Annotated in this window: 24 protein-coding genes and 2 pseudogenes; 17 read left to right on the top strand and 9 right to left on the bottom strand. The window is 36.1% G+C overall.

What is annotated here, in order from left to right; genetic code table 11:
- The first annotated feature begins 9 nt into the window (after positions 1 to 9).
- From AC5LWL_RS14380 to AC5LWL_RS14355, 6 genes are all read left to right on the top strand, one after another.
- Positions 10 to 912 (top strand): helix-turn-helix domain-containing protein, encoded by a 903-nt coding sequence (locus AC5LWL_RS14380; RefSeq protein ID WP_493434942.1) that lies wholly within the window; start codon positions 10 to 12, stop codon positions 910 to 912.
- Between the two features lie 220 nt (positions 913 to 1,132).
- Entirely contained in the window at positions 1,133 to 1,711 is a 579-nt protein-coding gene (gene pgsA, locus AC5LWL_RS14375; RefSeq protein WP_493434941.1) for a CDP-diacylglycerol--glycerol-3-phosphate 3-phosphatidyltransferase, read from the top strand.
- Positions 1,712 to 1,894: 183 nt separating this feature from the next.
- On the top strand, positions 1,895 to 3,130 hold the full coding sequence (locus AC5LWL_RS14370; protein WP_493434940.1) for a competence/damage-inducible protein A: 1,236 nt from the start codon (positions 1,895 to 1,897) through the stop codon (positions 3,128 to 3,130).
- Positions 3,131 to 3,358: 228 nt separating this feature from the next.
- The gene (gene recA / locus AC5LWL_RS14365; protein ID WP_493434939.1) at positions 3,359 to 4,405 is read left to right on the top strand and encodes a recombinase RecA; all 1,047 of its coding nucleotides are present in this window, start codon (positions 3,359 to 3,361) and stop codon (positions 4,403 to 4,405) included.
- A 383-nt stretch (positions 4,406 to 4,788) separates the two neighbouring features.
- Complete coding sequence (rny, locus tag AC5LWL_RS14360; protein WP_493436617.1) at positions 4,789 to 6,360, top strand: ribonuclease Y; 1,572 nt, start codon at positions 4,789 to 4,791, stop codon at positions 6,358 to 6,360.
- A 232-nt stretch (positions 6,361 to 6,592) separates the two neighbouring features.
- Positions 6,593 to 7,390 carry a TIGR00282 family metallophosphoesterase gene (locus AC5LWL_RS14355; RefSeq protein ID WP_493434938.1) on the top strand — a complete coding sequence of 266 codons (798 nt, stop codon included), beginning with the start codon at positions 6,593 to 6,595 and terminating at the stop codon, positions 7,388 to 7,390.
- A gap of 144 nt (positions 7,391 to 7,534) precedes the next feature.
- Here the strand turns inward: AC5LWL_RS14355 and AC5LWL_RS14350 are convergent, their stop codons facing one another.
- Positions 7,535 to 7,942, bottom strand: coding sequence for a hypothetical protein (locus AC5LWL_RS14350; RefSeq protein WP_493434937.1), 408 nt, complete (start codon positions 7,940 to 7,942; stop codon positions 7,535 to 7,537).
- Positions 7,939 to 8,154: a helix-turn-helix transcriptional regulator gene (locus AC5LWL_RS14345; protein ID WP_493434936.1), complete on the bottom strand. Its 216-nt coding sequence runs from the start codon at positions 8,152 to 8,154 to the stop codon at positions 7,939 to 7,941. The genes AC5LWL_RS14350 and AC5LWL_RS14345 overlap by 4 nt, the downstream gene beginning before the upstream one ends.
- 431 nt (positions 8,155 to 8,585) lie before the next feature.
- Between AC5LWL_RS14345 and spoVS the strand changes: the two genes are divergently transcribed.
- The 4 genes from spoVS to AC5LWL_RS14325 all read left to right on the top strand — a co-directional run bounded on the left by spoVS (position 8,586) and on the right by AC5LWL_RS14325 (position 12,102).
- Positions 8,586 to 8,846, top strand: coding sequence for a stage V sporulation protein SpoVS (spoVS, locus tag AC5LWL_RS14340; RefSeq protein ID WP_493434935.1), 261 nt, complete (start codon positions 8,586 to 8,588; stop codon positions 8,844 to 8,846).
- 218 nt (positions 8,847 to 9,064) lie between these two features.
- A complete protein-coding gene (locus tag AC5LWL_RS14335; RefSeq protein ID WP_493434934.1) occupies positions 9,065 to 10,000 on the top strand; it encodes a dipeptidase in 936 nt (311 codons plus the stop codon).
- A 180-nt stretch (positions 10,001 to 10,180) separates the two neighbouring features.
- Entirely contained in the window at positions 10,181 to 11,725 is a 1,545-nt protein-coding gene (gene miaB / locus AC5LWL_RS14330) for a tRNA (N6-isopentenyl adenosine(37)-C2)-methylthiotransferase MiaB (RefSeq protein ID WP_493436616.1), read from the top strand.
- Entirely contained in the window at positions 11,725 to 12,102 is a 378-nt protein-coding gene (locus tag AC5LWL_RS14325) for a YlbF/YmcA family competence regulator (RefSeq protein ID WP_493434933.1), read from the top strand. The genes miaB and AC5LWL_RS14325 overlap by 1 nt, the downstream gene beginning before the upstream one ends.
- Before the next feature lie 145 nt (positions 12,103 to 12,247).
- Here AC5LWL_RS14325 and AC5LWL_RS14320 read toward each other — a convergent pair whose 3' ends face one another.
- The 3 genes from AC5LWL_RS14320 to AC5LWL_RS14310 all read right to left on the bottom strand — a co-directional run bounded on the left by AC5LWL_RS14320 (position 12,248) and on the right by AC5LWL_RS14310 (position 13,433).
- The gene (locus tag AC5LWL_RS14320; RefSeq protein WP_493434932.1) at positions 12,248 to 12,595 is read right to left on the bottom strand and encodes a hypothetical protein; all 348 of its coding nucleotides are present in this window, start codon (positions 12,593 to 12,595) and stop codon (positions 12,248 to 12,250) included.
- 130 nt (positions 12,596 to 12,725) lie between these two features.
- Complete coding sequence (locus AC5LWL_RS14315) at positions 12,726 to 13,001, bottom strand: hypothetical protein (RefSeq protein WP_493434931.1); 276 nt, start codon at positions 12,999 to 13,001, stop codon at positions 12,726 to 12,728.
- Between the two features lie 48 nt (positions 13,002 to 13,049).
- Positions 13,050 to 13,433, bottom strand: a complete 384-nt coding sequence (locus AC5LWL_RS14310; protein ID WP_493434930.1) for a hypothetical protein — start codon at positions 13,431 to 13,433, stop codon at positions 13,050 to 13,052.
- Positions 13,434 to 14,559: 1,126 nt separating this feature from the next.
- Between AC5LWL_RS14310 and cotE the strand changes: the two genes are divergently transcribed.
- Positions 14,560 to 15,105 (top strand): outer spore coat protein CotE, encoded by a 546-nt coding sequence (gene cotE, locus AC5LWL_RS14305; RefSeq protein WP_493434929.1) that lies wholly within the window; start codon positions 14,560 to 14,562, stop codon positions 15,103 to 15,105.
- Between the two features lie 67 nt (positions 15,106 to 15,172).
- On the opposite strand, the gene AC5LWL_RS14300 is transcribed toward cotE, so the two are convergent.
- Positions 15,173 to 15,442, bottom strand: a complete 270-nt coding sequence (locus AC5LWL_RS14300) for an excalibur calcium-binding domain-containing protein (protein ID WP_493434928.1) — start codon at positions 15,440 to 15,442, stop codon at positions 15,173 to 15,175.
- 258 nt (positions 15,443 to 15,700) lie between these two features.
- On the opposite strand from AC5LWL_RS14300, the gene mutS reads away from it, so the two are divergent.
- Positions 15,701 to 18,319 (top strand): DNA mismatch repair protein MutS, encoded by a 2,619-nt coding sequence (gene mutS, locus AC5LWL_RS14295; protein WP_493434927.1) that lies wholly within the window; start codon positions 15,701 to 15,703, stop codon positions 18,317 to 18,319.
- Positions 18,320 to 18,400: 81 nt separating this feature from the next.
- Positions 18,401 to 20,293 carry a DNA mismatch repair endonuclease MutL gene (gene mutL, locus AC5LWL_RS14290; protein ID WP_493434926.1) on the top strand — a complete coding sequence of 631 codons (1,893 nt, stop codon included), beginning with the start codon at positions 18,401 to 18,403 and terminating at the stop codon, positions 20,291 to 20,293.
- 39 nt (positions 20,294 to 20,332) lie between these two features.
- Here mutL and AC5LWL_RS14285 read toward each other — a convergent pair.
- A pseudogene (locus AC5LWL_RS14285) lies at positions 20,333 to 20,905 on the bottom strand (site-specific integrase).
- Here AC5LWL_RS14285 and AC5LWL_RS14280 point away from each other — a divergent pair.
- On the top strand, positions 20,904 to 21,458 hold the full coding sequence (locus AC5LWL_RS14280; RefSeq protein WP_493436615.1) for an ATP-binding protein: 555 nt from the start codon (positions 20,904 to 20,906) through the stop codon (positions 21,456 to 21,458). The pseudogene AC5LWL_RS14285 and the gene AC5LWL_RS14280 overlap by 2 nt on opposite strands.
- Before the next feature lie 469 nt (positions 21,459 to 21,927).
- On the opposite strand, the gene AC5LWL_RS14275 is transcribed toward AC5LWL_RS14280, so the two are convergent.
- Entirely contained in the window at positions 21,928 to 22,077 is a 150-nt protein-coding gene (locus tag AC5LWL_RS14275) for an ImmA/IrrE family metallo-endopeptidase (RefSeq protein ID WP_493434925.1), read from the bottom strand.
- 281 nt (positions 22,078 to 22,358) lie between these two features.
- Between AC5LWL_RS14275 and AC5LWL_RS14270 the strand changes: the two are divergent.
- Both AC5LWL_RS14270 and AC5LWL_RS14265 read left to right on the top strand, forming a co-directional pair.
- Positions 22,359 to 23,061, top strand: a pseudogene (locus AC5LWL_RS14270) (N-6 DNA methylase); the annotation flags it as partial.
- A gap of 281 nt (positions 23,062 to 23,342) precedes the next feature.
- On the top strand, positions 23,343 to 23,540 hold the full coding sequence (locus tag AC5LWL_RS14265) for a hypothetical protein (RefSeq protein WP_493434924.1): 198 nt from the start codon (positions 23,343 to 23,345) through the stop codon (positions 23,538 to 23,540).
- Here the strand turns inward: AC5LWL_RS14265 and AC5LWL_RS14260 are convergent.
- A complete protein-coding gene (locus AC5LWL_RS14260; protein WP_493434923.1) occupies positions 23,537 to 23,869 on the bottom strand; it encodes a cupin domain-containing protein in 333 nt (110 codons plus the stop codon). The genes AC5LWL_RS14265 and AC5LWL_RS14260 overlap by 4 nt on opposite strands.
- A 119-nt stretch (positions 23,870 to 23,988) precedes the next feature.
- Between AC5LWL_RS14260 and AC5LWL_RS14255 the strand changes: the two genes are divergently transcribed.
- Positions 23,989 to 24,225, top strand: a complete 237-nt coding sequence (locus AC5LWL_RS14255) for a hypothetical protein (protein WP_493434922.1) — start codon at positions 23,989 to 23,991, stop codon at positions 24,223 to 24,225.
- The last annotated feature ends 14 nt before the right edge of the window (positions 24,226 to 24,239 follow it).

The following is a 24,239-nucleotide window of genomic DNA, read 5'->3' as shown; positions in this document are numbered from 1 at the left end:
AGTTGGAAGGTGTTATTTTTGAGTGAATTAGGCAATCGTTTAAAAGAAGCAAGAGTTGCAAAAGGATGGAGTATTGAAGAATTACAAGAGGTAACAAAGATTCAAACCCGGTATTTAGTCGGTATAGAAGAAGGGAATTATAGCATGATGCCTGGGCAGTTTTATGCACGTGCCTTTATAAAGCAGTATGCTGAAGCAGTTGATTTGTCTCCAGAAGAGCTGTTTGAAGAATTTAAAGAAGAAGTTCCTGCGACTATAAATGATGAAATACCAGAAAAGCTTTCAAGAGTAACGTCCAGAAAAACAGTTTCAGCAGGAAGTTCCAAAGTATTTGATATTCTCCCTACAGTATTAATCATTCTCTTAGTTATTGGTGTGTGTTTTTTAGTGTGGTATTTTTTCACAAAAGGAGACAACCCAGATACGGCTCCAAATAATAAAAAAAATAATGAGGCAATTTATCAAGAGTCGGATAAATTAAAAGAAAATGAGGACAAGAAAGATACGGCAGGCACGAATAAAGAGCAAACAAATGACGGGGAAGAAGAGAAAGCTTCTGAAGAAGAACAAACGCCTAAACAAGAGGTGTCTGTTGTTCAAACACAAGGGCGCAACACAGAGTATGAATTAAAAAATGCTGAAAAATTCGATTTGAAAATAGTATCCACAGGAGCAACATGGGTTAATATTCAAAATGGAAAAGGCTATTCCTTCTTTCAAGGGATTTTGAAAAAAGGTGAAACGGATTCCAAAATGGTTGACTTTTCAAAAGAAACAGAAGCAGTTATTACGATTGGAAATTCAGGTGAAACGGAAATATATATAAATGATGAAAAAGTGGAGTTTGCTGTGTCTCCTTCAACAACTGTACGCCAGGATATTACCATTCGTTATAATAAGGAGAATGAGTAGTCATTATTTCGATTGTTCAGTGTGTGGATAAGCGTGTTATAATCGTTGCTATTTCTCGCAGTTACTTAAACAGCGGAGAACGATGCGTTTATCCAGCAACTGTGGGTCGTTTCAATGACTATTTTTCGCTTTTTCTTTTTGCTTTAGGGTATAATACTAATGTTTTAAAATATATTTAGTGATGACCGGCTATGCGTTCATTAAATCGGAGGAAAGATAGATGAATTTACCAAATAAAATAACCATTTCACGCATTTTTTTGATTCCTGTTTTTTTAGTTATTATGCTTGTTGACTTTTCATGGGGGAATATGACGCTTTTAGGGGTAACCCTGCCTGTTGCCCACTTTATTGGAGGGATTATATTTATTATTGCTTCCACAACAGACTGGATTGACGGCTATTATGCGAGGAAATATAATTTAGTCACTAATTTAGGGAAGTTTTTAGACCCTCTTGCTGATAAATTATTAGTCTCTGCCGCATTAATTGTACTCGTGAACTTTCAATTAACTCCAGCTTGGATTACGATTGTCATTATCAGCAGAGAATTTGCAGTCACTGGTTTGCGCCTTGTATTAGCAGGAGGCGGAGAAGTAGTTGCCGCAAATATGCTTGGGAAAATAAAAACATGGGCGCAAATTGTCGCCATATCGGCATTATTATTACATAATATGATTTTTGAATTAGCTTCTATTCCATTTGCAGATATTGCTTTATGGATTGCACTACTATTTACTATTTGGTCTGGTTGGGATTATTTCGCAAAAAATAAGCAAGTTTTTATCACCTCTAAATAGTTTTGCTAGTGTTGGAAAAAAATCTTTTTGATAGTTATAAAATATACGCATGGGAGAACGGTGTTGAAAGGTACCGTTCTTCTTATTATATGTGTACTTACATAAATTAGGGGGTAAAAAGAAGTAGGCTTCTTTCTACTAGAAGGATGCTCGAATGTTTGGGAAAAAGGAAGGGGAAACAACATGAATGCTGAAATTATTGCCGTGGGTTCTGAACTATTATTAGGGCAAATAGCCAATACAAACGCTCAATTTATATCAAAACATTTAGCGGAATTAGGAGTAAATGTTTTTTATCATACTGCAGTTGGGGATAACACCCACCGTTTAGAAGAAGTAATACGAATAGCAGAAGGACGATCCGACCTGCTTATTTTTACAGGCGGACTTGGTCCAACAAAAGATGACTTAACAAAAGAAACGATCGCGAAACATTTAGGGAAAGATTTAGTCTTTGATCAAAAAGCACTTTTGTCAATTCAGCAATATTTTGACCGTACAAATCGACAAATGACAGAAAATAATAAAAAACAAGCCCTTGTATTAGATGGATGCAATGTTTTATCCAATGATCATGGCATGGCTCCCGGCATGTTTTTAACACAAAATGGACTGCATTATATGCTTCTTCCTGGTCCACCGAAAGAAATGCAGCCGATGTTTTTGAATGATGGATATACTGCATTGCAAGCAAAACTAACAAATAAAGAATTAATTCTTTCCCGTGTACTACGCTTTTTTGGAATTGGAGAATCTTTATTGGAAACAAAGATAGAAGATTTAATCGATGAGCAGACAAATCCAACCATCGCTCCTCTAGCTGGAGATGGAGAAGTGACCCTTCGAATTACGTGCAAACATCATTCGTTGGAAACAGCAGAGAATCTAATTAAAGAAACAGAAAATAAAATATTCGATCGAGTCGGTTCCTACTTTTATGGGTATGATGATACAACACTTGTTAAGGAGCTTACAAAAAAGCTTCAAGAAAAAAAGTTGACAATCGCTGCAGCAGAAAGTTTAACAGGTGGTATGTTTCAGCAAGATATTACCTCTATCACAGGAGCAGGGAATATTTTTCAAGGTGGCATTGTCTGTTATACAAATGAAGTGAAACAACATCTTCTCCATGTAAAAGAAAGTACAATCAAACAAGATGGCGTGGTAAGTGAAAAATGTGCTAAAGAGCTTGCTGAAAATGTATCAAAACTATTAAACTCTGATATTGGCATTAGTTTTACAGGTGTTGCCGGACCCCAGGAATTAGAAGGTCAGCCAGTTGGAACCGTTCATATCGGTATTGCAATCAAAGGAAAACCAACAGAAGTAGAAACACTGCTGCTTGCTGGCACTAGAGAAGGAAATAGGAAACGAACGGTGAATTATGGCCACTATTTGCTGTTAAAAGCTTTAGAATAGTAAAGGATAGCATTGTCAAAGCTTTCTATCTATCGAATAGTTAATCGGTATTTTTTCTAATTACAAGAGAGAAAACAACAAAAATAAAAAAACGAATGAATGTTCTACTTTTTACTCGACAAACAGAAGGAAAAAGAGTACTATTAATATATATTCTAGAACAACAAATGAATCTATTTCATTTTTAATAAAACGGTTCATTTTTATAGATAAAAGGAGGAGAAGTTTTTGAGCGATCGTCAAGCTGCGTTAGAAATGGCTTTAAAACAAATAGAAAAACAATTTGGTAAAGGTAGTATTATGAAGCTAGGAGAACAAACAGACCGGATAGTATCTACTGTTCCTAGTGGTTCATTAGCTTTGGACGCAGCACTCGGGGTAGGTGGATATCCTAGAGGCCGTATTATCGAAATATATGGTCCAGAAAGCTCTGGTAAAACAACTGTTGCTCTTCATGCTATTGCGGAAGTTCAAGCAGCTGGAGGACAGGCGGCTTTTATTGATGCTGAGCACGCATTAGACCCAGTATATGCACAAAAATTAGGTGTTAATATAGATGAATTATTGCTTTCCCAACCAGATACAGGGGAACAGGCACTTGAAATTGCTGAAGCATTAGTAAGAAGTGGTGCAGTCGATATTCTTGTAATTGACTCGGTTGCTGCACTTGTACCAAAAGCGGAAATCGAAGGAGAAATGGGAGATTCTCATGTGGGTCTACAAGCCCGTTTAATGTCCCAAGCCCTTCGTAAACTTTCTGGTTCTATTAATAAATCCAAAACGATTGCTGTATTTATTAACCAAATCCGTGAAAAAGTTGGTGTTATGTTTGGTAATCCTGAAACTACACCAGGTGGCCGCGCGTTAAAATTCTATTCTACTGTTCGTTTAGAAGTTCGTCGTGCTGAAACGTTAAAACAAGGAACAGATATGGTAGGGAATAAAACAAAAATCAAAGTTGTAAAAAATAAAGTTGCTCCGCCATTTAAAGTAGCAGAAGTAGATATTATGTACGGAGAAGGCATCTCTAAAGAAGGCGAAACTATCGACCTTGGTTCTGAATTAGATATCGTGCAAAAAAGTGGATCATGGTACTCTTATAATGATGAAAGATTAGGACAGGGCCGTGAAAATGCAAAACAATATTTAAAAGAAAATCCTGAAGTGCGCAACGAGATTTCACGAAAAATCCGTGATCACTATGGATTAGATACAGAAGTAACTTATAAAAAAGCTGAAAATGACGAGCAGGACTCACTAGAGCTGATTGAGTAAATTGCTAGCTGAAAGAGAGGAGAATATCCTCTCTTTTTGTTTGGGGATTATTTTCTAATAACGAAAAAATGGTTGGAATTTATCAGTTGAGAGTATACTATAATAGGCCATTTAATATGTTGGAAACGCTAATCTAAAAGATTTGTACATAAACAAAAAATGTTTACTGTTTCACATACAGGAAAATAGAGGCAAATGACCTAATTCAAGCTCTTGACAATGAAATGGCACAACTATACAATTATAATGTATATTTTACATTTTTATGAGTATGAAAACCCTGGAAACTATTTGCGGCTATGTAGAAATTTTTAAAGAATTCGTAAGCCAATACTTTTAAAATCGTAACAAACACAAGTTTATAGCAAGAGGAGGTGAAAATGATGGATCCAATAATAATCCTCATCTCCATTTTGCTTGGCCTAATCGTAATTGCCGTTGTTGGCTTTGTTGTATATTTTATTCGTAAATCCAATGCAAATGCCAAAATTGATAGTGCGACTATTACTGCTGAACAACTGGTTGAAAGTGCAAAACGTGAAGCAGAAGCATTGAAAAAAGAAGCTTTGTTGGAAGCAAAGGATGAGATTCACAAGCTTCGAAGTGAAGCAGAACTAGAAGTTCGTGATCGAAGAAATGAACTACAAAAACAAGAAAATCGTTTATTGCAAAAAGAAGAGAACCTTGATCGTAAAGGAGAAGCGTTAGATAAACGTGAAACAATTTTAGAAAAGAGGGACGATTCTCTTAATAAAAGACAACAGCATATGGAAGAGATGGAAAGCAAAGTGGACGAGATGGTTCGTAAACAGCAAACTGAACTAGAGCGCATTTCCGGCCTAACAAGAGAAGAGGCAAAATCCATCATTTTAGAGCGTACAGAGCAAGAAGTTGCTCATGATATTGCAGTAATGATTAAGGAAAGTGACACTAGAGCAAAAGAAGAAGCAGACAAAAAGGCAAAAGATATTTTGTCACTTGCTATCCAACGATGTGCGGCAGATCATGTAGCAGAAACGACTGTTTCTGTTGTAAACCTGCCAAATGATGAGATGAAAGGTCGAATCATTGGTAGAGAAGGCCGTAATATTCGTACCCTTGAAACATTAACAGGAATTGACTTGATTATTGATGATACACCAGAGGCGGTTATTTTATCTGGATTTGATCCAATAAGAAGAGAAACAGCAAGACTTGCATTAGATAAACTTGTTCAAGATGGAAGAATTCATCCTGCTAGAATTGAGGAAATGGTGGATAAAGCCCGTCGAGAAGTAGATGAACATATTCGAGAAATCGGAGAACAAACTACTTTCGAAGTAGGGGTGCATGCACTTCATCCGGATTTAATTAAAATTCTTGGACGTTTGAAATTCAGAACTAGTTATGGACAGAATGTTCTAAAGCATAGTATAGAAGTTGCTCAATTGTCCGGTATCCTAGCTGCAGAGTTGGGAGAAGATGAAACACTTGCACGCAGAGCTGGTTTGCTTCATGATATTGGAAAAGCCATTGATCATGAAGTAGAAGGAAGCCATGTGGAAATTGGTGTAGAGCTTGCTACTAAATACAAGGAACATCCTGTAGTTATTAATAGTATTGCTTCCCATCATGGTGATACGGAACCAACCTCTATCATTGCTGTTCTAGTGGCTGCAGCAGATGCATTATCCGCTGCAAGACCTGGCGCACGAAGAGAAACATTGGAAAACTATATTCGTCGTCTAGAGAAGTTAGAGGAAATTTCCGAATCTTATGATGGTGTAGAAAAATCGTTTGCCATCCAAGCAGGTCGTGAGATTCGCATAATGGTAAAACCAGATTTAGTGGATGATTTAGAGTCCCATCGATTAGCAAGAGATATTCGCAAAAAAATCGAAGAAGAGCTGGATTATCCAGGTCATATTAAAGTGACGGTTATCCGAGAAACAAGAGCTGTTGAATACGCAAAATAAAACGGTGCATTTGCACCGTTTTTATTTTGCAAAGGAAAGAATAGATGAAATCGTTGCAATAAGAATAAAATAACGTTTAGTAAGACGTGTTTCTAAAAATAGCAAGCAATAACTTGATAAGAATTTTCAGCTAGAAAGGCTAGCGGATAAAAAAGTAATCGGGTTGCCATTATTAGTTTACCCATATGTTAAACTAATAGTTATTCATGTTAGGAAAAGAAAGGATAAAGTTATGCATATTTTATTTATAGGTGATGTAGTAGGTTCAATGGGCAGGGATATGATTAAGGAATATGTTCCGAAGTTAAAAGATAAATACCGCCCGCAAGTTACGATTATTAATGGAGAGAATGCCGCTGGAGGAAAGGGCATTACAGAGAAAATTTATCGTGGATTTTTAGAAGTGGGAGCTCAAGCTGTAACATTAGGCAATCACACATGGGATAATCGAGAAATTTTTGAATTTATTGACGCTGCTAAATACTTAGTAAGACCTGCTAACTTTACGGAAAACAATCCAGGGAAGGGCATGGTTTTTGTAAAGATTAATGACATAGAAGTGGCTGTCATTAATTTGCAAGGAAGAACATTTATGAATCCTAGTGATGATCCATTTTTAATCGTGGATTATTTGCTGGAAGAGGCGAAAAAGAGAACGGATATAATATTCGTTGATTTTCACGGTGAAGCAACAAGTGAAAAACAGGCAATGGGTTGGTATTTAGACGGAAGAGTAACAGCAGTAATTGGCACCCATACACATGTCCAAACTGCAGATAACCGTATTCTGCCACAAGGAACGGCATTTATGGCAGATGTGGGTATGACAGGGCCATATGACGGCATATTAGGGATGGAACGCGAAGCAGTATTGCATCGTTTCTTAACAAATCTTCCAACAAGATTTGAACCCCCAAAATCAGGAAGAGCCCAATTAAGTGCATGCTTAATTGAAGTAGATAAAAAAACAGGAAAAGCAAAAAAAATCGATCGTATCCTCATTAATGACGATCATCCATTTTATTCATAAACAGTTTCCTTTAACCTGAAGGGACCATCCAACAAGTCGATTCTCCGACTTTTTGGATGGTCCCTTTCCTGTTGGAGAATGTTGGGTATTCAACAGATGTAGACTCCTACGGGCTTAGTAAGAGAGCGTAGTTAGTCGCTTCTTTTATAGTCGCTTAGTAATCATCGTCCCGAGTGCTAGTAATAAATATAGAGCACATAGATAAATAATAATGATTCCAGTTTCAATGCTTTTAATCCCTATTCCAAATAAAATTAACAAAACGGCAGATGTTCCAATCATGATAATATAGAAGGCTCCTATGAAGTATCTTTTTAGCAACACTAAACTTCTTTCATCGATTGCAGGAATGTTCCCTTTTTTCTTTTTTTTCCAATGTGAAAATAAAAAGGTGAAAATGGCCCCTAAAAAAATGCCTCCAATAATGGGATACACTAAACTCCAATCATAATCACCAGTGTTTTTACCGATTAACCAGATTCCTAATAATCCTCCTAAAAAAATACATAATAATAGAAACACAAAAATGAGCACCTGGTAGGTTTTCTTCATTTCTTTTCCTCCTTTTTTTCTAAATAAAACATTTCTTCCATTGGGATTTGAAAGTATTCTACTATCTTTAAAGCTAATTCTAAACTAGGATTATACTTATTTTTTTCAATCGCATTAATAGTTTGTCTAGTGATTTGCAAATCTTCTGCCATCTGTACCTGCGTAATGCCTTTTTTCTTACGGATTTCTTTAATGTGATTGATTACACCCATTAAGTTGCCTCCTATTTTATATGTAAAGATATCTTTACATATAGTATAGAGAGACGAAGTGAAAAAGTAAAGATATCTTTACTTTTTCAGAGGAGACACTCATACAAACAAAATTTGCACCATGGCCCATGAAAAGAAACAGCTTCCCATTTTTTATGTTCTAAGTTTGAAGCAGGGAGAAGTTAGAATACACGAAGACTCCCGCAGGAAAGCGAAGTGTCATTCTGACTGCGGGCTAATCAAGAGCGCCTCATTTCAGGATAGCCAATCAGTAAATAACATCCTAAACACATCTTTTTCAAATTTTTTATGTCCAAGCTGGAATATGTGATTTAAAAGCGGAATATAGTAACAATGGAATGATATATATTCCTGATATGTTCTCACGCTTTGTGAGTCATGCGGGGGGGTTAAACAAGGAGGAGCTAGAAATGGAGATATTAAAGGTTTCAGCAAAGTCTAGTCCCAATTCAGTAGCTGGTGCGCTTGCTGGTGTTCTACGAGAAAGAGGAGGAGCAGAAATCCAAGCAATTGGTGCAGGTGCATTAAATCAAGCGGTTAAAGCAGTAGCTATTGCAAGAGGATTTGTAGCACCTAGCGGCGTGGATTTAATTTGTATCCCGGCCTTCACCGATATTATTATTGACGGGGAAGAACGAACGGCCATTAAGCTCATTGTAGAGCCTAGATAAGAAGGGGAAAAATAAAAATGCTGTATGAATCATTTTACTATTTTACTAGTAACCTATATTCCTTTTCATGAATGATTTATTCTTTTTATAGTATCGCGATAAAAAGAATAAATGTTAACCATGTGAAAAATAAAGGAGGCGAACCTGAAAGCATCTGCTGTCAGGTTCTTTTTTTGAAATAAACGCTATATAATGAAAAAGATAGTTTAAAATAGGGGATGATTATTCTGGATTTTTTTGATGGACACTGTGATGTGTTATATAAAATGTTTATCGATCATCGGATTAATTTTTACGATAGTGAAAAATTGCAAGTAAACATAAAAGGTCTAGAAAAAAGTGGTGCAAAAATTCAATCCTTTGCCATTTACATTCCAGAATCGGTACATCCAGATATGCGATTTCAAGCAGCCTTAAAAATGGTTGATATATTTTATGAAAAAATTTTAAAGCCATATCCACAATTGAAACTTATACAATCCCAAAAGGATGTGGATTTATTAGGTGCAAATGAAATAGGAGCGATACTGACATTAGAAGGAAGTGAAGCAATCGGAAGTGACATCATTAAGTTAAAAACATTATTGCGATTTGGAGTGACCGCAGTAGGGCTCACTTGGAATTATGCCAATGCGGTAGCAGATGGTGCATTAGAGCCTCGAGGTGCCGGTTTATCCCTATTCGGCAAAGAAGTGGTGAAGCAATTAAATGATTATCATTGTTGGTGTGATGTTTCCCATTTATCAGAGCAAGGATTTTGGGACGTAATGGAACTTGCGAATTTTCCCTATGCTTCTCATTCAAATACGTATACCCTTTGTCCGCATCCACGGAACTTACGAGATGATCAGATCAAGGCGTTAATAGAGTTTGATCGTGTAATCGGGATTACATTTGTGCCGGAATTTTTAAATGGCACTACTTCTGCAAGTATCACGGATATACTTAGACATTTAGACTATATTTGTTCATTAGGTGGAGAAAACCATGTTGGCTTTGGCTCTGATTTTGACGGAACCACCCATTCTGTACATGGATTAGAGTCTATCTTCGCTTACCCTCGTCTTATAGAAGAGTTAACAAAATATTATAGTTCCAGTCAAGTAGAGAAGTTTTTATATAAAAATATGATAAAAAGATATAATAATAGATAACGATTACATATATAGAAATAATCCTTCTAAAGGTAGCTATTGTTTTCAATTGCACAAACGCTTATACTAATATAATGTAAAACTGTCTATCAACGCATATAAGTAGGTAGACAAGAGGATATTTTGAAAAGAATGCTTATGGATGACAAGGAAATCATCGATAAGAGAGGAGTAATAAACATGAATGAAAAGCAACGATTAGAAAGTAAACAAGTAGATACAGCTAATTCTTCGGACAAAAAATCCGTCAAGGATTACAGTAAGTATTTTGAAACAGTATACACCGCTCCTTCTTTAAAAGAAGCGAAAAAAAGAGGAAAAGAAGAAATTCGTTATGATAAAGATTTCTCTATTTCGGAACAGTTCCGCGGAATGGGCGAAGGACGTAAATTTTATATTCGCACATATGGCTGTCAAATGAATGAACATGATACAGAAGTAATGGCTGGAATTTTTCTGGCGCTTGGTTATGAACCAACAGACAGTGTAAACGATGCTAATGTTATTTTACTAAATACATGTGCAATCCGTGAGAACGCGGAAAACAAAGTATTTGGAGAATTAGGTCACCTGAAGCACTTGAAAACAGAAAGACCAGATCTGTTAATTGGTGTTTGCGGATGCATGTCCCAAGAAGAATCAGTTGTTAACAAAATTTTAAAAACGTATAACCAAGTAGATATGATTTTTGGAACACATAATATCCATCGTTTGCCGAATATTTTACAAGAAGCTTATATGTCAAAAGAAATGGTCATAGAAGTATGGTCTAAAGAAGGGGATGTTATTGAAAACCTTCCGAAAGTCCGCAATGGAAAAATTAAAGCATGGGTTAATATTATGTATGGCTGTGATAAATTCTGCACGTATTGTATCGTGCCATTTACAAGAGGTAAAGAACGAAGCAGACGACCTGAAGATATTATTCAAGAAGTGCGTCAACTGGCTGCACAAGGCTATAAAGAAATTACCTTGTTAGGACAAAATGTGAATGCGTATGGAAAAGACTTTACAGACATCAACTATCGTTTAGGCGATTTAATGGATGAAATGCGTAAAATTGATATTCCACGAGTTCGTTTTACAACAAGTCATCCTCGTGATTTTGATGACCATTTAATTGAAGTGCTAAGTAAAGGCGGTAATTTAGTCGAGCACATTCATTTGCCGGTTCAATCAGGTTCAACGGATGTGTTAAAAATCATGGCTCGTAAATATACTAGAGAACAATATTTAGAATTAGTTCGCAAAATGAAGGCGGCAATTCCTAATTTAACGTTAACAACAGATATAATTGTTGGCTATCCAAACGAAACAGACGAGCAGTTTGAAGAAACAATGTCTTTATATAAAGAAGTTGGGTTTGAAGCTGCGTACACATTTATTTATTCACCGCGTGAAGGAACTCCTGCTGCGAAGATGAAAGATAATGTGCCAATGGAAGTGAAAAAGGAGCGTTTGCAGCGATTAAATGCCCTTGTTAATGAAATGTCAGCAAAAGCGATGCAAGGATATCAAGGCCATGTTTTAGAAGTATTGGTTGAAGGAGAAAGTAAAAATAATCCAGATGTTCTTGCAGGATATACACGGAAAAATAAATTAGTAAACTTTGTTGGACCAAAATCGGCTGTTGGTAAATTAGTAAAAGTTAAAATTACTGCAGCAAAAACTTGGTCATTAAATGGAGAAATGATTGAGGTATTAGAAGCTGTTGAGGCAAACTAATGGCAAAATTCACACGAGAAGAAATTATTCGTCGTACTGAAAAACTTGCCAATATGATTCGAGAAACTGAAGAAGTAGATTTTTATAAAAAAGCAGAGCAGCAAATTAACCAAAATGTGAAGGTGAACGATAAAATTGCCCAAATAAAAAAACTGCAAAAACAAGCAGTTAATTTGCAGCATTATGGAAAATTTTCTGCGCTAAAAGAAACAGAAAAAGCAATCAACACACTTCAGCAGGAAATTGATGAATTGCCTATTGTGAACGAGTTTAAACAATCACAAGCAGAAGTAAATGAGCTGCTGCAAGTAGTGACGAAAACCATTTCTGATCAAGTTGTAAATAAGCTGACTGAAAAAGAACAAGAAAAACAATAAAAGAAGCTGAAATATTGTAGTGTCCTAAAAGCATGGAGGGTAAGTGGACAAGTATTCTGTTTGGAATTTTGTCTGCAAACGGCTTGCTTTTAGGACATTTTTATTTTTTTGTAAGAAGTGATGATTAAAAATTTCATCTCATTTATTATTTATTATTAAGGATTTGAACAGCCTGCAGAAAAGCTTTTCGATATTCCTTCTGTTCTTTCATTGCGGACTGTAAGGTGGAGAGCAAGGATTTATTTAACAGTTTTGTTTCTTTGTCTTTATTATCACCACTATTGATTGTATGAAGAAGGAAGGTATAGACAAGAAAAAGGGTAGAATAATTATCTACATATGTCAGACTGACAGCGCTGCCTCCATTTCCACCTTCCGCATGTGTATTAACAGATGGTCCACCTGACTCTAATATTGTATCAATTAACTCTTCTGGCACCCCTAAACTTCTTAACTTTTCGGCCGTTAACCCGCTAGTTTGTTCTTCTTTCATTTTTTCACTCCTCTCTATGTATATATATATACGAAAAAAGGCAATCAGACCCTCCATTGATTAAAAAATCAGCGGAGGGAAGATTGCCTGTTAAATAAATTTTTTATTTCTTTTTCAAGAAAGAGGGAAATTAAGCTTCATTCACCATTTCAGGACTGTTTTCGTTGTAAGAAACTGCAGTAGCATCTCCAGCTTTGTTAGCATTAACAAGGATTCCACCAACAAAGAAGTTTAATAAGTTTACACCTACAGCAGCACCACCAGCAGCACCGGATGCAGTAAATTGGTTAGCAAGGTTACCGTTCCCTTGAGTAGCGTTTGTAAAAGCACGTAGTTCAGTTGAGTTTCCTTCTACATCAGAATTAGAAGGTCTTCTTCCACAATGAGAATTGTTACCAGATAACATTTGACTTCACCTCCTTTCAAAATAAAGTGGCTTTTCAAATTAATTCTTTTATTTTTTAATAAAGTTGGAAAGATCTAATGAGAAAAGAGATTTACCATTCACATTTACTTGAATGTTCCCATCATCTGTTGATGCATCAATGACAGGCAGTTTTTCTCTTAACGCAGTTAATTTATCTTGATTGAGTAGGTCTTTAATGGAATCTGTGTTTATACTATTTGGAAGTACTTTATCTTTTATGGCGTTTATGCTACTGTTTGTTACATTGTTTGTTACGTTTTTTCCTAATTTTTTTACGAGTCCGCCCATTTCGCTTGACATCTTCGTAAGAAATTCTTGTGCTTGTTCTACTGCTTCTTCACCTGAAACTTCTTTTCCATTTACATTAAATTTAAAATCTAATTGGTCTTTTATATTAAAATTCTTTGCCAACTCCCTCACCCCCTTACCGTATAGTACAGTATATAGAAATGAGACCAAGCTGTATCCGCTAATGTATTGATACAAACGCATATTTTTTGAATTTCTTTTTTCTTTTCTGTTTTATAAGTTACCTTGAAAAGAGGGAATGCACTCTTAATGAGTCCGCAGCCGGAATACACTTCGCTTTCCTGCGGGCGAGCGTCGAGTCTCCTCGTTTCACTGCGGGGTCTCGTCTTTCTCGCATTCCCGCGGGAGTCTACGTGTATTCCGTCTGCTCCTTGTTTCAACTAACCAAAACTTAGAGAAACTGCTCTTTTCATGTACCATGTTGCGAATTTGTTTGCAAGGATGTCTACTCTGAAAGAGGGGATGCACTCTCAATGAGTCCGCAGCCGGAATACACTTCGCTTTCCTGCGGGCGAGCGTCGAGTCTCCTCGTTTCACTGCGGGGTCTCGTCTTTCTCGCATTCCCGCGGGAGTCTACGTGTATTCCGTCTGCTCCTTGTTTCAACTAACCAAAACTTAGAGAAACTGCTCTTTTCATGTACCATGTTGCGAATTTGTTTGCAAGGATGTCTACCCTGAAAAGAGGGAATGCACTCTTAATGAGTCCGCAGCCGGAATACACTTCGCTTTCCTGCGGGCGAGCGTCGAGCCTCCTCGCTGCGCTGCGGGGTCTCGTCTTTCTCGCATTCCCGCGGGAGTCTACGTGTATTCCGTCTGCTCTCTGCTTCAACTAAGCAACGAACTTAATCAACCTGCCTATTTTCGTTTTTTAGACTTGTAGTATGGATGCAATTCTCTTTTCTGAGGAAAAGGTTGAGGATTCTTATGATTATTAACTTGATTGTTTAGCAGAGTGTTTCTATAGAAAGAAATAAATTATTGTTAATAAGATTTCTAAAAAGCTACGAGGCCTTGGGAATTTCATATAGTGTGCAATTAGGAAAGGTGATTTCTCTATTTGGAGGATAACTGTCTAGAAAATAGGGGGCAAACCGGAACACTTGCCTTAGCTTTTCATACAATGAAGTAGGCTTAGGATTTACCTAACATGCATGAAAAAATTATCGCACACTAGTCTCCTATCACGCATAGGATGAAATGAAAATGAATGAGGAGGTACGACTCGGAAATGGGAGAATATAGAGAGATTATTACAAAAGCAGTCGTAGCGAAAGGACGTAAATTTACAAAGTCCCACCATACGATCTGCCCAGATCACAGCCCTTCCAGTATATTAGGGTGCTGGATTATTAACCATACGTACGAAGCGGAAAAGGTTGGGAAAAAAGTAGAGATATGTGGTTACTATGATATCAATGTTTGGTATTCTTATGCTGATAATACAAAAACAGAAGTAGTAACAGAACGTGTTGAATACAAGGACGTTGTGAAGTTAAAATATCGTGATCCAGATTGTTTAGAAGATCATGATGTAATTGCACGTGTTCTTCAACAGCCAAATTGCATCGAAGCAGTAATTTCTCCAAATGGCAATAAAATTATTGTTCATGTAGAAAGAGAATTTATTGTAGAAGTAATTGGAGAAACAACCATCTGTGTAGAAGTTTGCACAGAACATTGTGCAAGTGACGATGATGATTGGTGCGATGATGTAGAAGATGAAGAATTTGAAGATTTAAATCCAGACTTTATTGTTGGATGCGAAGAAGAGTAAGAACTAGGAGCAGTTTTCCTAGTTCTTTTTTTTACTATTATTTATCTAGTTAATATAGTGTTAACTATTAACGTTCGCAGGCAATGCCGTCTTTATCGCGATCGCTTTTTTTATTTGCATTGTATAAATCTTTTGATACATAAGGTTTATATTTTGTTTTGCCGCCTTTGTTTTTAGTCGAAGAAGACTTTGCAACGCCGCCTTTATAATCAGCATTTAGTGCTTTGCAATTTGCATAGGTTTTCACTTTTGTTTTCGCTTCTGCGTTGTTTGTGTGTAAAGAAGAAAAACCAGCAATAAGTGTTAGCGTTAATACAACAGAAAAAATACGTTTCATTTTTTACTTTCCTTTCTACTTCTTACTTTTTTTAACAATATTAGTATACGTTAAAATAGGACAAAAGACTAGTATTTTTTTACACATATAGAGTAAATAAGTAATAGTGTTAGCTGTGTAATTAGTTTGTTTTTTTGAAAAATCTTCAAGCTGCAAGCGGTCTTTTGGAAGTAGGAGCTACTGCGAGTTTCATTATTTTTATGTTATAATAGAAAAATAGAATTTGCTCTGAAAGAGTGCAAGTGCATGGAGGAAGATATGACAACGTATACGCCGATGATACAACAATACTTACGTGTAAAGGCAGATTATCAGGATGCCTTTTTATTTTTTCGTTTAGGAGACTTTTACGAAATGTTTTTTGAGGATGCGATGAAAGCTTCTCAAGAATTAGAGATCACCTTAACAAGCAGAGATGGAGGTGGAAAGGAAAGAATTCCAATGTGTGGTGTGCCCCATCATGCTGCTCCCAATTATATTGAACAGCTTGTTGAACGTGGGTACAAGGTGGCAATTTGTGAACAGACAGAAGATCCAAAGCTGACAAAAGGGGTTGTAAAAAGGGAAGTCGTCCAGCTTATTACACCAGGAACGATGATGGAAGGAAGAAATCTTTCTGATAAAGAAAATAATTATATTGCAACCATTACCGCTTTCGATGAACATATATTTGGGTTTGCTTACAGCGATCTTTCGACAGGAGAATGTAAAGCCACTAGTTTAGTAGGTTTTGATGATTGTTTAAATGAGTTGTCTCTTTCTGGTGCGAAAGAAGTTATTATTTCCAGTGATTTTTCAGAGGAAAAAAAGAAACGCTTGCAAGAACGCGCTGTAATAACGATTTCCTATGAAGATGAGATAGAAGAAAAAGATGCTCATCAGCCGCTTCTACAAGACGTGACAGAAAATAACTTGAGAAAAACTGCCTCTCGGTTATTTCATTACTTATATCGAACGCAAAAAAGAAGTCTGGACCATCTCCAGCCAGTATCGGTGTATGTAATCGATCAATATATGAAGATTGACTACTTTTCGAAACGAAATTTGGAATTAACAGAAACGATTCGTTCGAAAGGAAAAAAAGGTTCGCTAATGTGGTTATTGGATGAAACCAAAACGGCAATGGGTGGAAGATTATTAAAACAATGGATTGATCGTCCGCTATTAAATAAGGGGGAAATCGAGCATCGCCAGGCATTGGTAGAAACGATGATCAGCCACTATTTTGAGCGAATGGACTTAAGAGAAAAATTAAAAGAAGTGTATGATTTAGAGCGTTTGGCTGGAAGAGTGGCATTTGGAAATGTCAATGCAAGGGACTTAGTACAATTGAAACGTTCTCTTCAGCAAATACCGCTTATTCAACAGCTGGTGTCTACCTTTGAGACAGAAGAAGCACAACTGCTTGCTGAGCGTTTGGATGCATGTGAAGAAGTAACCGACCTATTAGAATGCTCAATCGTCGAAAATCCGCCATTGTCCATAAAAGAAGGAAATATTATATTAGACGGCTATAATGAAGAACTGGATACGTATAAAGATGCCAGCCGTAACGGAAAAACATGGATTGCGCAATTAGAGAAGCAAGAACGGGAAAAAACCGGGATTAAATCATTAAAAATTGGCTATAACCGTGTGTTTGGCTATTATATAGAAGTAACAAGAGCAAATGTACATTTACTAGCAGAAGGACAGTATGAAAGGAAACAAACTTTAGCAAATGCTGAGCGTTATATTACACCAGAGCTGAAGGAAAAAGAAAGTCTTATACTGGAAGCGGAAGAAAAAATTGTTGGGTTGGAATATGATCTGTTTACGACAATCCGTGAAACGGTAAAAGAATATATACCAAGACTGCAAACTTTAGCAAAAAAAGTCAGTGAACTAGATGTATTACAATGCTTTGCGACTGTCAGTGAAGAGCGCCGTTATGTAAAACCAGCGTTTTCTTCTGAGCGTGTTTTATCGATTAAGAATGGTCGCCATCCTGTTGTGGAAAAAGTAATGGATGCACAAAACTATGTGCCAAATGATTGTGATATGCATCAAGAAAGAGAAGTACTGCTAATTACAGGTCCGAATATGTCAGGAAAAAGTACGTATATGAGACAAGTGGCATTAACAAGCATTATGGCGCAAATAGGTTGTTTTGTACCAGCAGAGCATGCCGTGCTTCCTTTATTTGATCAAGTATTTACAAGAATTGGCGCTGCAGATGATTTGATTTCAGGCCAAAGTACGTTTATGGTAGAAATGTTAGAAGCGAGAAATGCACTATTGCATGCAACAAAAAACAGCTTAATCCTATTTGACGAAATTGGCCGCGGTACGAGTACTTATGATGGCATGGCATTGGCACAGGCAATTATAGAACATATTCATCATATTGTTGGGGCGAAAACATTATTTTCGACCCATTATCATGAGCTGACCGTATTAGAAACGGAGCTTGAGGCATTACGAAATGTTCATGTCAGCGCAATGGAGCAGAACGGAAAAGTTGTTTTTCTTCATAAAATCAAAGAAGGCGCAGCAGATAAAAGCTATGGAATTCATGTTGCCCAACTTGCAGAATTGCCAGACTCGCTCATTGATCGTGCACAAAACTTATTAACAGCATTTGAGCAAAAAGACGAAACACCAACACATCAAAGAGCTCACACTGTTAAGCCGGAAGCTGCACCAGTTAAAGAAGCGGAGATCAGTGAAGCGCAGCTTTCCTTCTTTGGAGAAGCAGAAAAGAAAGCCGGAAAATCAGCATCAACAAAAGAAAAACAGTTACTAAATAAATTAAAGTCATTGGATATTTTAGAAATGACGCCGATGCAAGCATTAAATACATTGTACGAGCTTCACAAAAAAATTAAAAATGATTAATAGATAAAATACGGGCGAAATCTCGCTCGTATTGGCTTTATAATTGGAACAAAAATGGTTTATAAAAAGAAGGGGATATAAATGGCAAAAATATTTCAGCTAGATGATGCATTATCGAATAAAATAGCTGCAGGTGAAGTAGTAGAACGGCCCGCTTCTGTTGTAAAGGAATTAGTGGAAAACAGCATCGATGCCGGCAGTACTGCTATTGAAATATTTTTGGAGGAAGCAGGGCTTGCAAGCATTCGTATTATTGATAATGGTGCGGGGATAGATGAAGAGGATGTCTTAACCGCTTTTCAACGCCATGCGACAAGCAAAATAAAAGATGAAAATGATCTTTTTCGCATACGAACTCTAGGCTTTAGAGGGGAGGCATTGCCAAGTATTGCTTCTGTTTCTCATGTTTTCATTACCACATCGACAGGGGATGCAGGGACATTTGTTGAATTAAAAGGCGGCAAGCTGGTTAAACAGGAAAAGTCTCCAAGTAGAAAAGGTACCGAAATAACGGTACAGGATTTATTCTTTAATACCCCTGCCCGATTAAAATATATGAAATCGATTCATACAGAGCTTGGAAATATAACCGATATTGTCAATCGTTTGGCTCTTTCCCATCCGGAGATTTCGTTTCGTTTAGTTCACAATGACCGAAAAGTTCTTCATACAAACGGAAATAGTGATGTAAGACAAGTCCTTGCTAGCATTTATGGATTAGCAATTGCCAAAAAAATGATTCCGATTACTGGAAGATCCCTTGATTTTACTTTGTCCGGTTATATGGCCATGCCAGAAATCACTAGAGCCTCTAGAAATTATATTTCAACAATGATTAACGGCCGCTTTATTAAAAATTACTCATTAGTGCGCAGTATTCAAGAGGGTTTCCATACATTATTGCCAATTGGCAGATTTCCAATTGTACTGTTAAATGTAGAAATGGACCCAATTTTAGTCGATGTAAATGTGCATCCATCGAAAATGGAAGTTCGTTTTAGTAAAGAACAAGAGCTGTATGAATTAGTAAGTTCAAGTATTAAAGCGGTTTTTAAGAAAAAAGAATTAATTCCTGCAGGCTTTATTCGAGAAAAGGAAAAAGGACCTAAGGATGAACAAACCTTCCTTTCCTTTGATACGGTAAAAGAACCGGCGATGCCTTCTTCTTTTACACAAAAAGAAACAACAACTGCTTCCACGTTTGAGACGAAAAGAGAAGAAGAAAAACAGCAGCCAATTAGATTGGAAGAAACATTGGAGCCAATAAAAGAGTGGGAAATAGAAAAAACAGATGTCATTTTTCAAGAAAAGGAAGCGGTACAAGAAGAGGAACAAATAATAGAAGCGGAAGATTGGGAAGAGGAAGGATTACAAGATGTAGAAACGGAATATAGAGTTCCACCTTTATATCCAATTGGACAAATGCACGGGACCTATATTTTTGCGCAAAATGAAAAAGGATTATATATTATCGATCAGCATGCTGCACAAGAGCGGATTAAGTATGAATTTTTCCGAGAAAAAGTCGGGGAGGTGCATAATGACCTGCAAGAATTATTAATCCCCCTTACCCTTGAATATTCATTAGATGAATGGATGAAAATTGAAGAAAGTAAACAAGAATTAGAAAAAGTCGGCGTCTTTTTAGAACCATTTGGCGTACAAAGCTATTTAGTCCGATCCCATCCACAATGGTTTCCAACAGGAGAAGAAAAACAAACAATCGAAGAAATGATTGAACAAGTACTCTCCATGAAAAAAGTCGATATAAAACGACTGCGCGAAGAAGCAGCCATCATGATGAGCTGCAAAGGCTCCATCAAAGCAAACCGCCATCTGCGCAATGACGAAATCCAAAGCCTGCTCGACGAACTGCGCACCACAACGGATCCCTTCACATGCCCACATGGAAGACCGATTATTGTGCATTACTCGAGCTATGAGATGGAGAAGATGTTTAAGCGGGTGATGTAGCGGGGGTTCTAGGGGGTGAATTTTAATTTGCCCCCATTTTTAATCTTTAAGGTAGGATTCAAGTCGTAAGATACTTTCTTTTTCATGCTTTTTTGTAATGTGCAGATAGACATCTGTTGTAGTAATTAACGACGAGTGGCCAAGGCGGTCACTCACCAATTTTATATCATTTCCACTTTCTAACATCATAATGGTATGGCGCAGCCCGTGTGGACTGATCTTCGGTAAATTTGCTTTAGCAATAATTGTACTAATAACTTTGTTTACACCAAAACTTCCCATTGGTGTGCCATTCCATGTAGTTATGACATATTTAGATTCAACGTAATTAATTTCGTGTTCTTCTTTATTCTTATCTTGCCAAAATTTGTATTCTTTTATTTCTTCTATTAGATTATCATCAATTCAAATAGTTCTATAACTTGCAAGAGTTTTAGGTTCTTTAACACCATAGTTACTTCGCGTCTTTGTAATACTGATTGTCTTTTCTTCCAAATCAACATCTTTCCAAAGTAAACCTAATAATTCTCCTTTTCTAATCTCAGTTCTTAAGAGTAGAGAAGCAATTAAATAATGATGCTTTTGGCAATTTTTAGCTGTTTCAAGGAATATACTGACTTCTTCTCTAGCTGAGGATCGTAACTTGATCTATGAGGAATTTCTATTAGCTTTATTAGAAGCAGAATCAGAGTCTAGAGAAGAAAACCAAAGACAAAGAAGGCTTAAACAAGCTGCTTTACCTGTCCAGAAAACACTAGATAGCTATGAGTTTAGTTTGATACAAAGCTTGAACCGAAATCGTTTTAAGACTCTATCAAAGGGAGATTTTGTGGAGAAGAAGAAGGAAAACATAATATTTTTAGGGAACAGTGGGACTGGAAAGTCGCATCTAGCAAGGGGTCTCGGCATTGAAATGATTAAAAAAGGCTATAAAGTTACATTTATCTCGGCTGCAGAATTAGTAGAAGAACTCCTTTTGGCTAATGAGGAACACAAGCTAGGTGAATTGGAAAAGAGGTGGCTCAAATTTGATTTGTTTATCATAGATGAACCCGGATATGTACCATTCACGAAAGTTGGATCTGAGATCTTGTTTCAGTTCTTTGCGGGGTTACTTCTACTGGGAATATATTCGGCTCTTCATCAGTTGGCAAAGAAATTGTAAAAAAAGATGGTAACGGTAAAATCAATTTGATAAACTGGTTGTACAAAGCGAAAACTCCTAACGTGATTTGTCTCGACAACAATTACGATACGTGAGTTTTCGCTTTTCTTCTATACTAAATGCAAATTTATTGATTTTTTATGAGGTCAACCCCAAGTTACGGTGATGAACCAAATTACAACTAGCAAATAATCCATATAATGACCTAATTTCCGCTGTTTACTTGATAACGGATTCCATCAGGAACGATATTTTTTTATCTAAATGCTGCAGCCTGCGTTCTGCAAAAGCTGTAGTTACGTTAAAAGTTTCCGAGATAATAGAATGATACTTTTTAAGTTTTTAAAATTGCTAGTATCGTATTTTAATAGCATAAAAGTTGGTACACATAAAAGTAGGGCAAAATCTTCGCTTAATATTCTTGTATTTCAATAAACATTTTTGGCAGTAGCAGCTGGCTCCCGATATCTCATAAATAATGCTTTAGTTCATGAGCAAACTCTTGCCATTTTTCTTGCTTACTCAATCGAGAGTCGATAAAAACGATTCTGTTCATGATCCTACTTCTAATTTCTCTTTCGCAATAATATAATCCTAATCGTTCGATAATCACTTCCATGTTTAATTAATGATGATGGTAAATAGTGATGCTATTTAAAAAATTTTTAATCCAGTCTTCTAATAATGTTGTTTGATAATTTATCATAATAATCCCTTGTGGTAGAATATATGTTCTGATTTAATTTTAAAAGAAAAGCCCAAAAATATAGGGCGTATTGCTCAATGATAGCTTATTAAATCAATTTAATGCAAGATATCAAATCATTAACAATGGCCAGTTTAGCAACGTCATAAAATCAGCGTAATCATGAGAGGAGAAATCAAATGAATAAGTCAAAGTCAGTGTTGATAAATCCACCTTACTCGGCGAATTGGTCAGCAGATAAGGAGCTTCTAAAAGATGAACGGTTTTCGCCATACGGAGTGCTAGTTCTTAAATCCAAAGAAAATTTTGCCTTCTTGCTACACGGTTACCACAAGCTAGCGGATGGCGGAACGATGGCGCTTCTCTTGCCGCATGGTGCTATTTAGGGGTGCAGCAGAGGAAAAAATAAGAAAGGCTCTTTTAGAGCAAGGTGTCATTGATGCCGTAATTGGACTGCCAGCTAATTTATTCTTTGGTACACCAATTCCGACAACGCTAATCATTTTGAAGAAAAACCGTACTGATCGTGATGTCCTGTTTATTGACGCAAGCAAGGGTTTTGAGAAGGGTAAGAATAGAAATATTTTAGAAGACAAGCACATTCAAAAAATCTTTGAAACCTATAAAAAGCGCAAAGACGTTGACAAATACGCTCATGTTACTGGTTTTGATAAGATTGAAGAGAATGATTTTAACTTTAACTTTAACTTAAACATTCCTCGTTATGTGGATACATTCGAGGAAGAAGAACCTATTGATATTGTTGCAGTCAGTAAAGAAATAGTTAGCTTAAATAAAGAAATTGCTCAAGCTGAAAATGAATTTTTAGCGATGTTAGACGAGCTGCAGATGACAGAAGATACTAAGGACATTATTGAAGCTACTAAAGAGGCTTTTGAAGGAATAACTAAAAAATATTCCAAAAATAAGAAAAAGGTATCAAGTATAGAACAGCTATCTTTGATGTTGTAGTAGTAAATTTCTAATTCACAATTAGCTAGACTGAATCAAAATAAATTAATTTTAGAAGACTCAGGTCTAATCAAGACAGGAATTATTATTGCTAATATCTACGGAAAAATTGGTGAGCGCAGGAGGAATAAGTGAAGGAGGTATAATAGACAACTATTCGAAAATTCCGAAATGTTGACAGCAAAAACGAAGGAGAGGATGGGCGTATGTCACATTATAAATTGAAATTTTGTTTTCCAAATCAGCCCAAAATAATTCTAAAGGTTTTTGTTTCTGTCGGAAATGAAAAGGAAGCAAACGATAAATTTGAAAAAGATTATCAAAATTTAATTGGTTGTAAGATTTTAGAAACCAAATTAGATAACAAATGTGCAAAAAAAAAGCACCAACAAATTGGCACTTAATTAGATCCATTTATATTGTTATCGTTTTTCTCAAAACAGAGATTTACAGTTCTAACATTAGACCGTGTCCTATGTTGTGTATGTGCTGGTACATTGAAAATTTCACCTGGTAGTAATTTAAAAGTTTTATCATTTTCTAAGTCAATTATGAGTTCTCCCTCGAGTACCATAAATAATTCGTCAGTTTCATGTTCATGCCAATGAAATTCTCCATCAATTACAGCAATTCTTAATACATGATCATTGACTTCAGACACGACAAAATTCTTATATTCTGTTATATCAGTCACTAAATTTAATAAATTAATTTTTTGTAATAAACTTTCCAAGTATATTTTCTCCTTTCAAAATTAGGGGGTGTGGTGTTGTGTAAATTATATCATCGAAATACAAAAATTAACACTTTACCCAGTAAATCAATTATATAGATTTAAACTTTATAGTTGGAATGTGGCATGCAAAAGATAAACAATATTCAAAAGCAGTTTCATATTTTAATGAGGCTTTTATAAATTACGAAGAAGACTTTTACTACAAAAAAGAATTTGATGTGGTAATTGATTCTTACTTGCAAAGTGGAAATAAAAAAAAGGCAAAAGAGATTCTATTATTCTTATTAAAAAGGAAAAATTTTGATAAGAAATTTAAAAAATTAGAGAAAAATTACCATGAACTTTTGAATTGAAAATAAAAAATTCT

The organism is Niallia sp. WK069_GA_01 (assembly GCF_983173855.1).
This window is presented reverse-complemented; position numbering and strand designations above follow the sequence as displayed.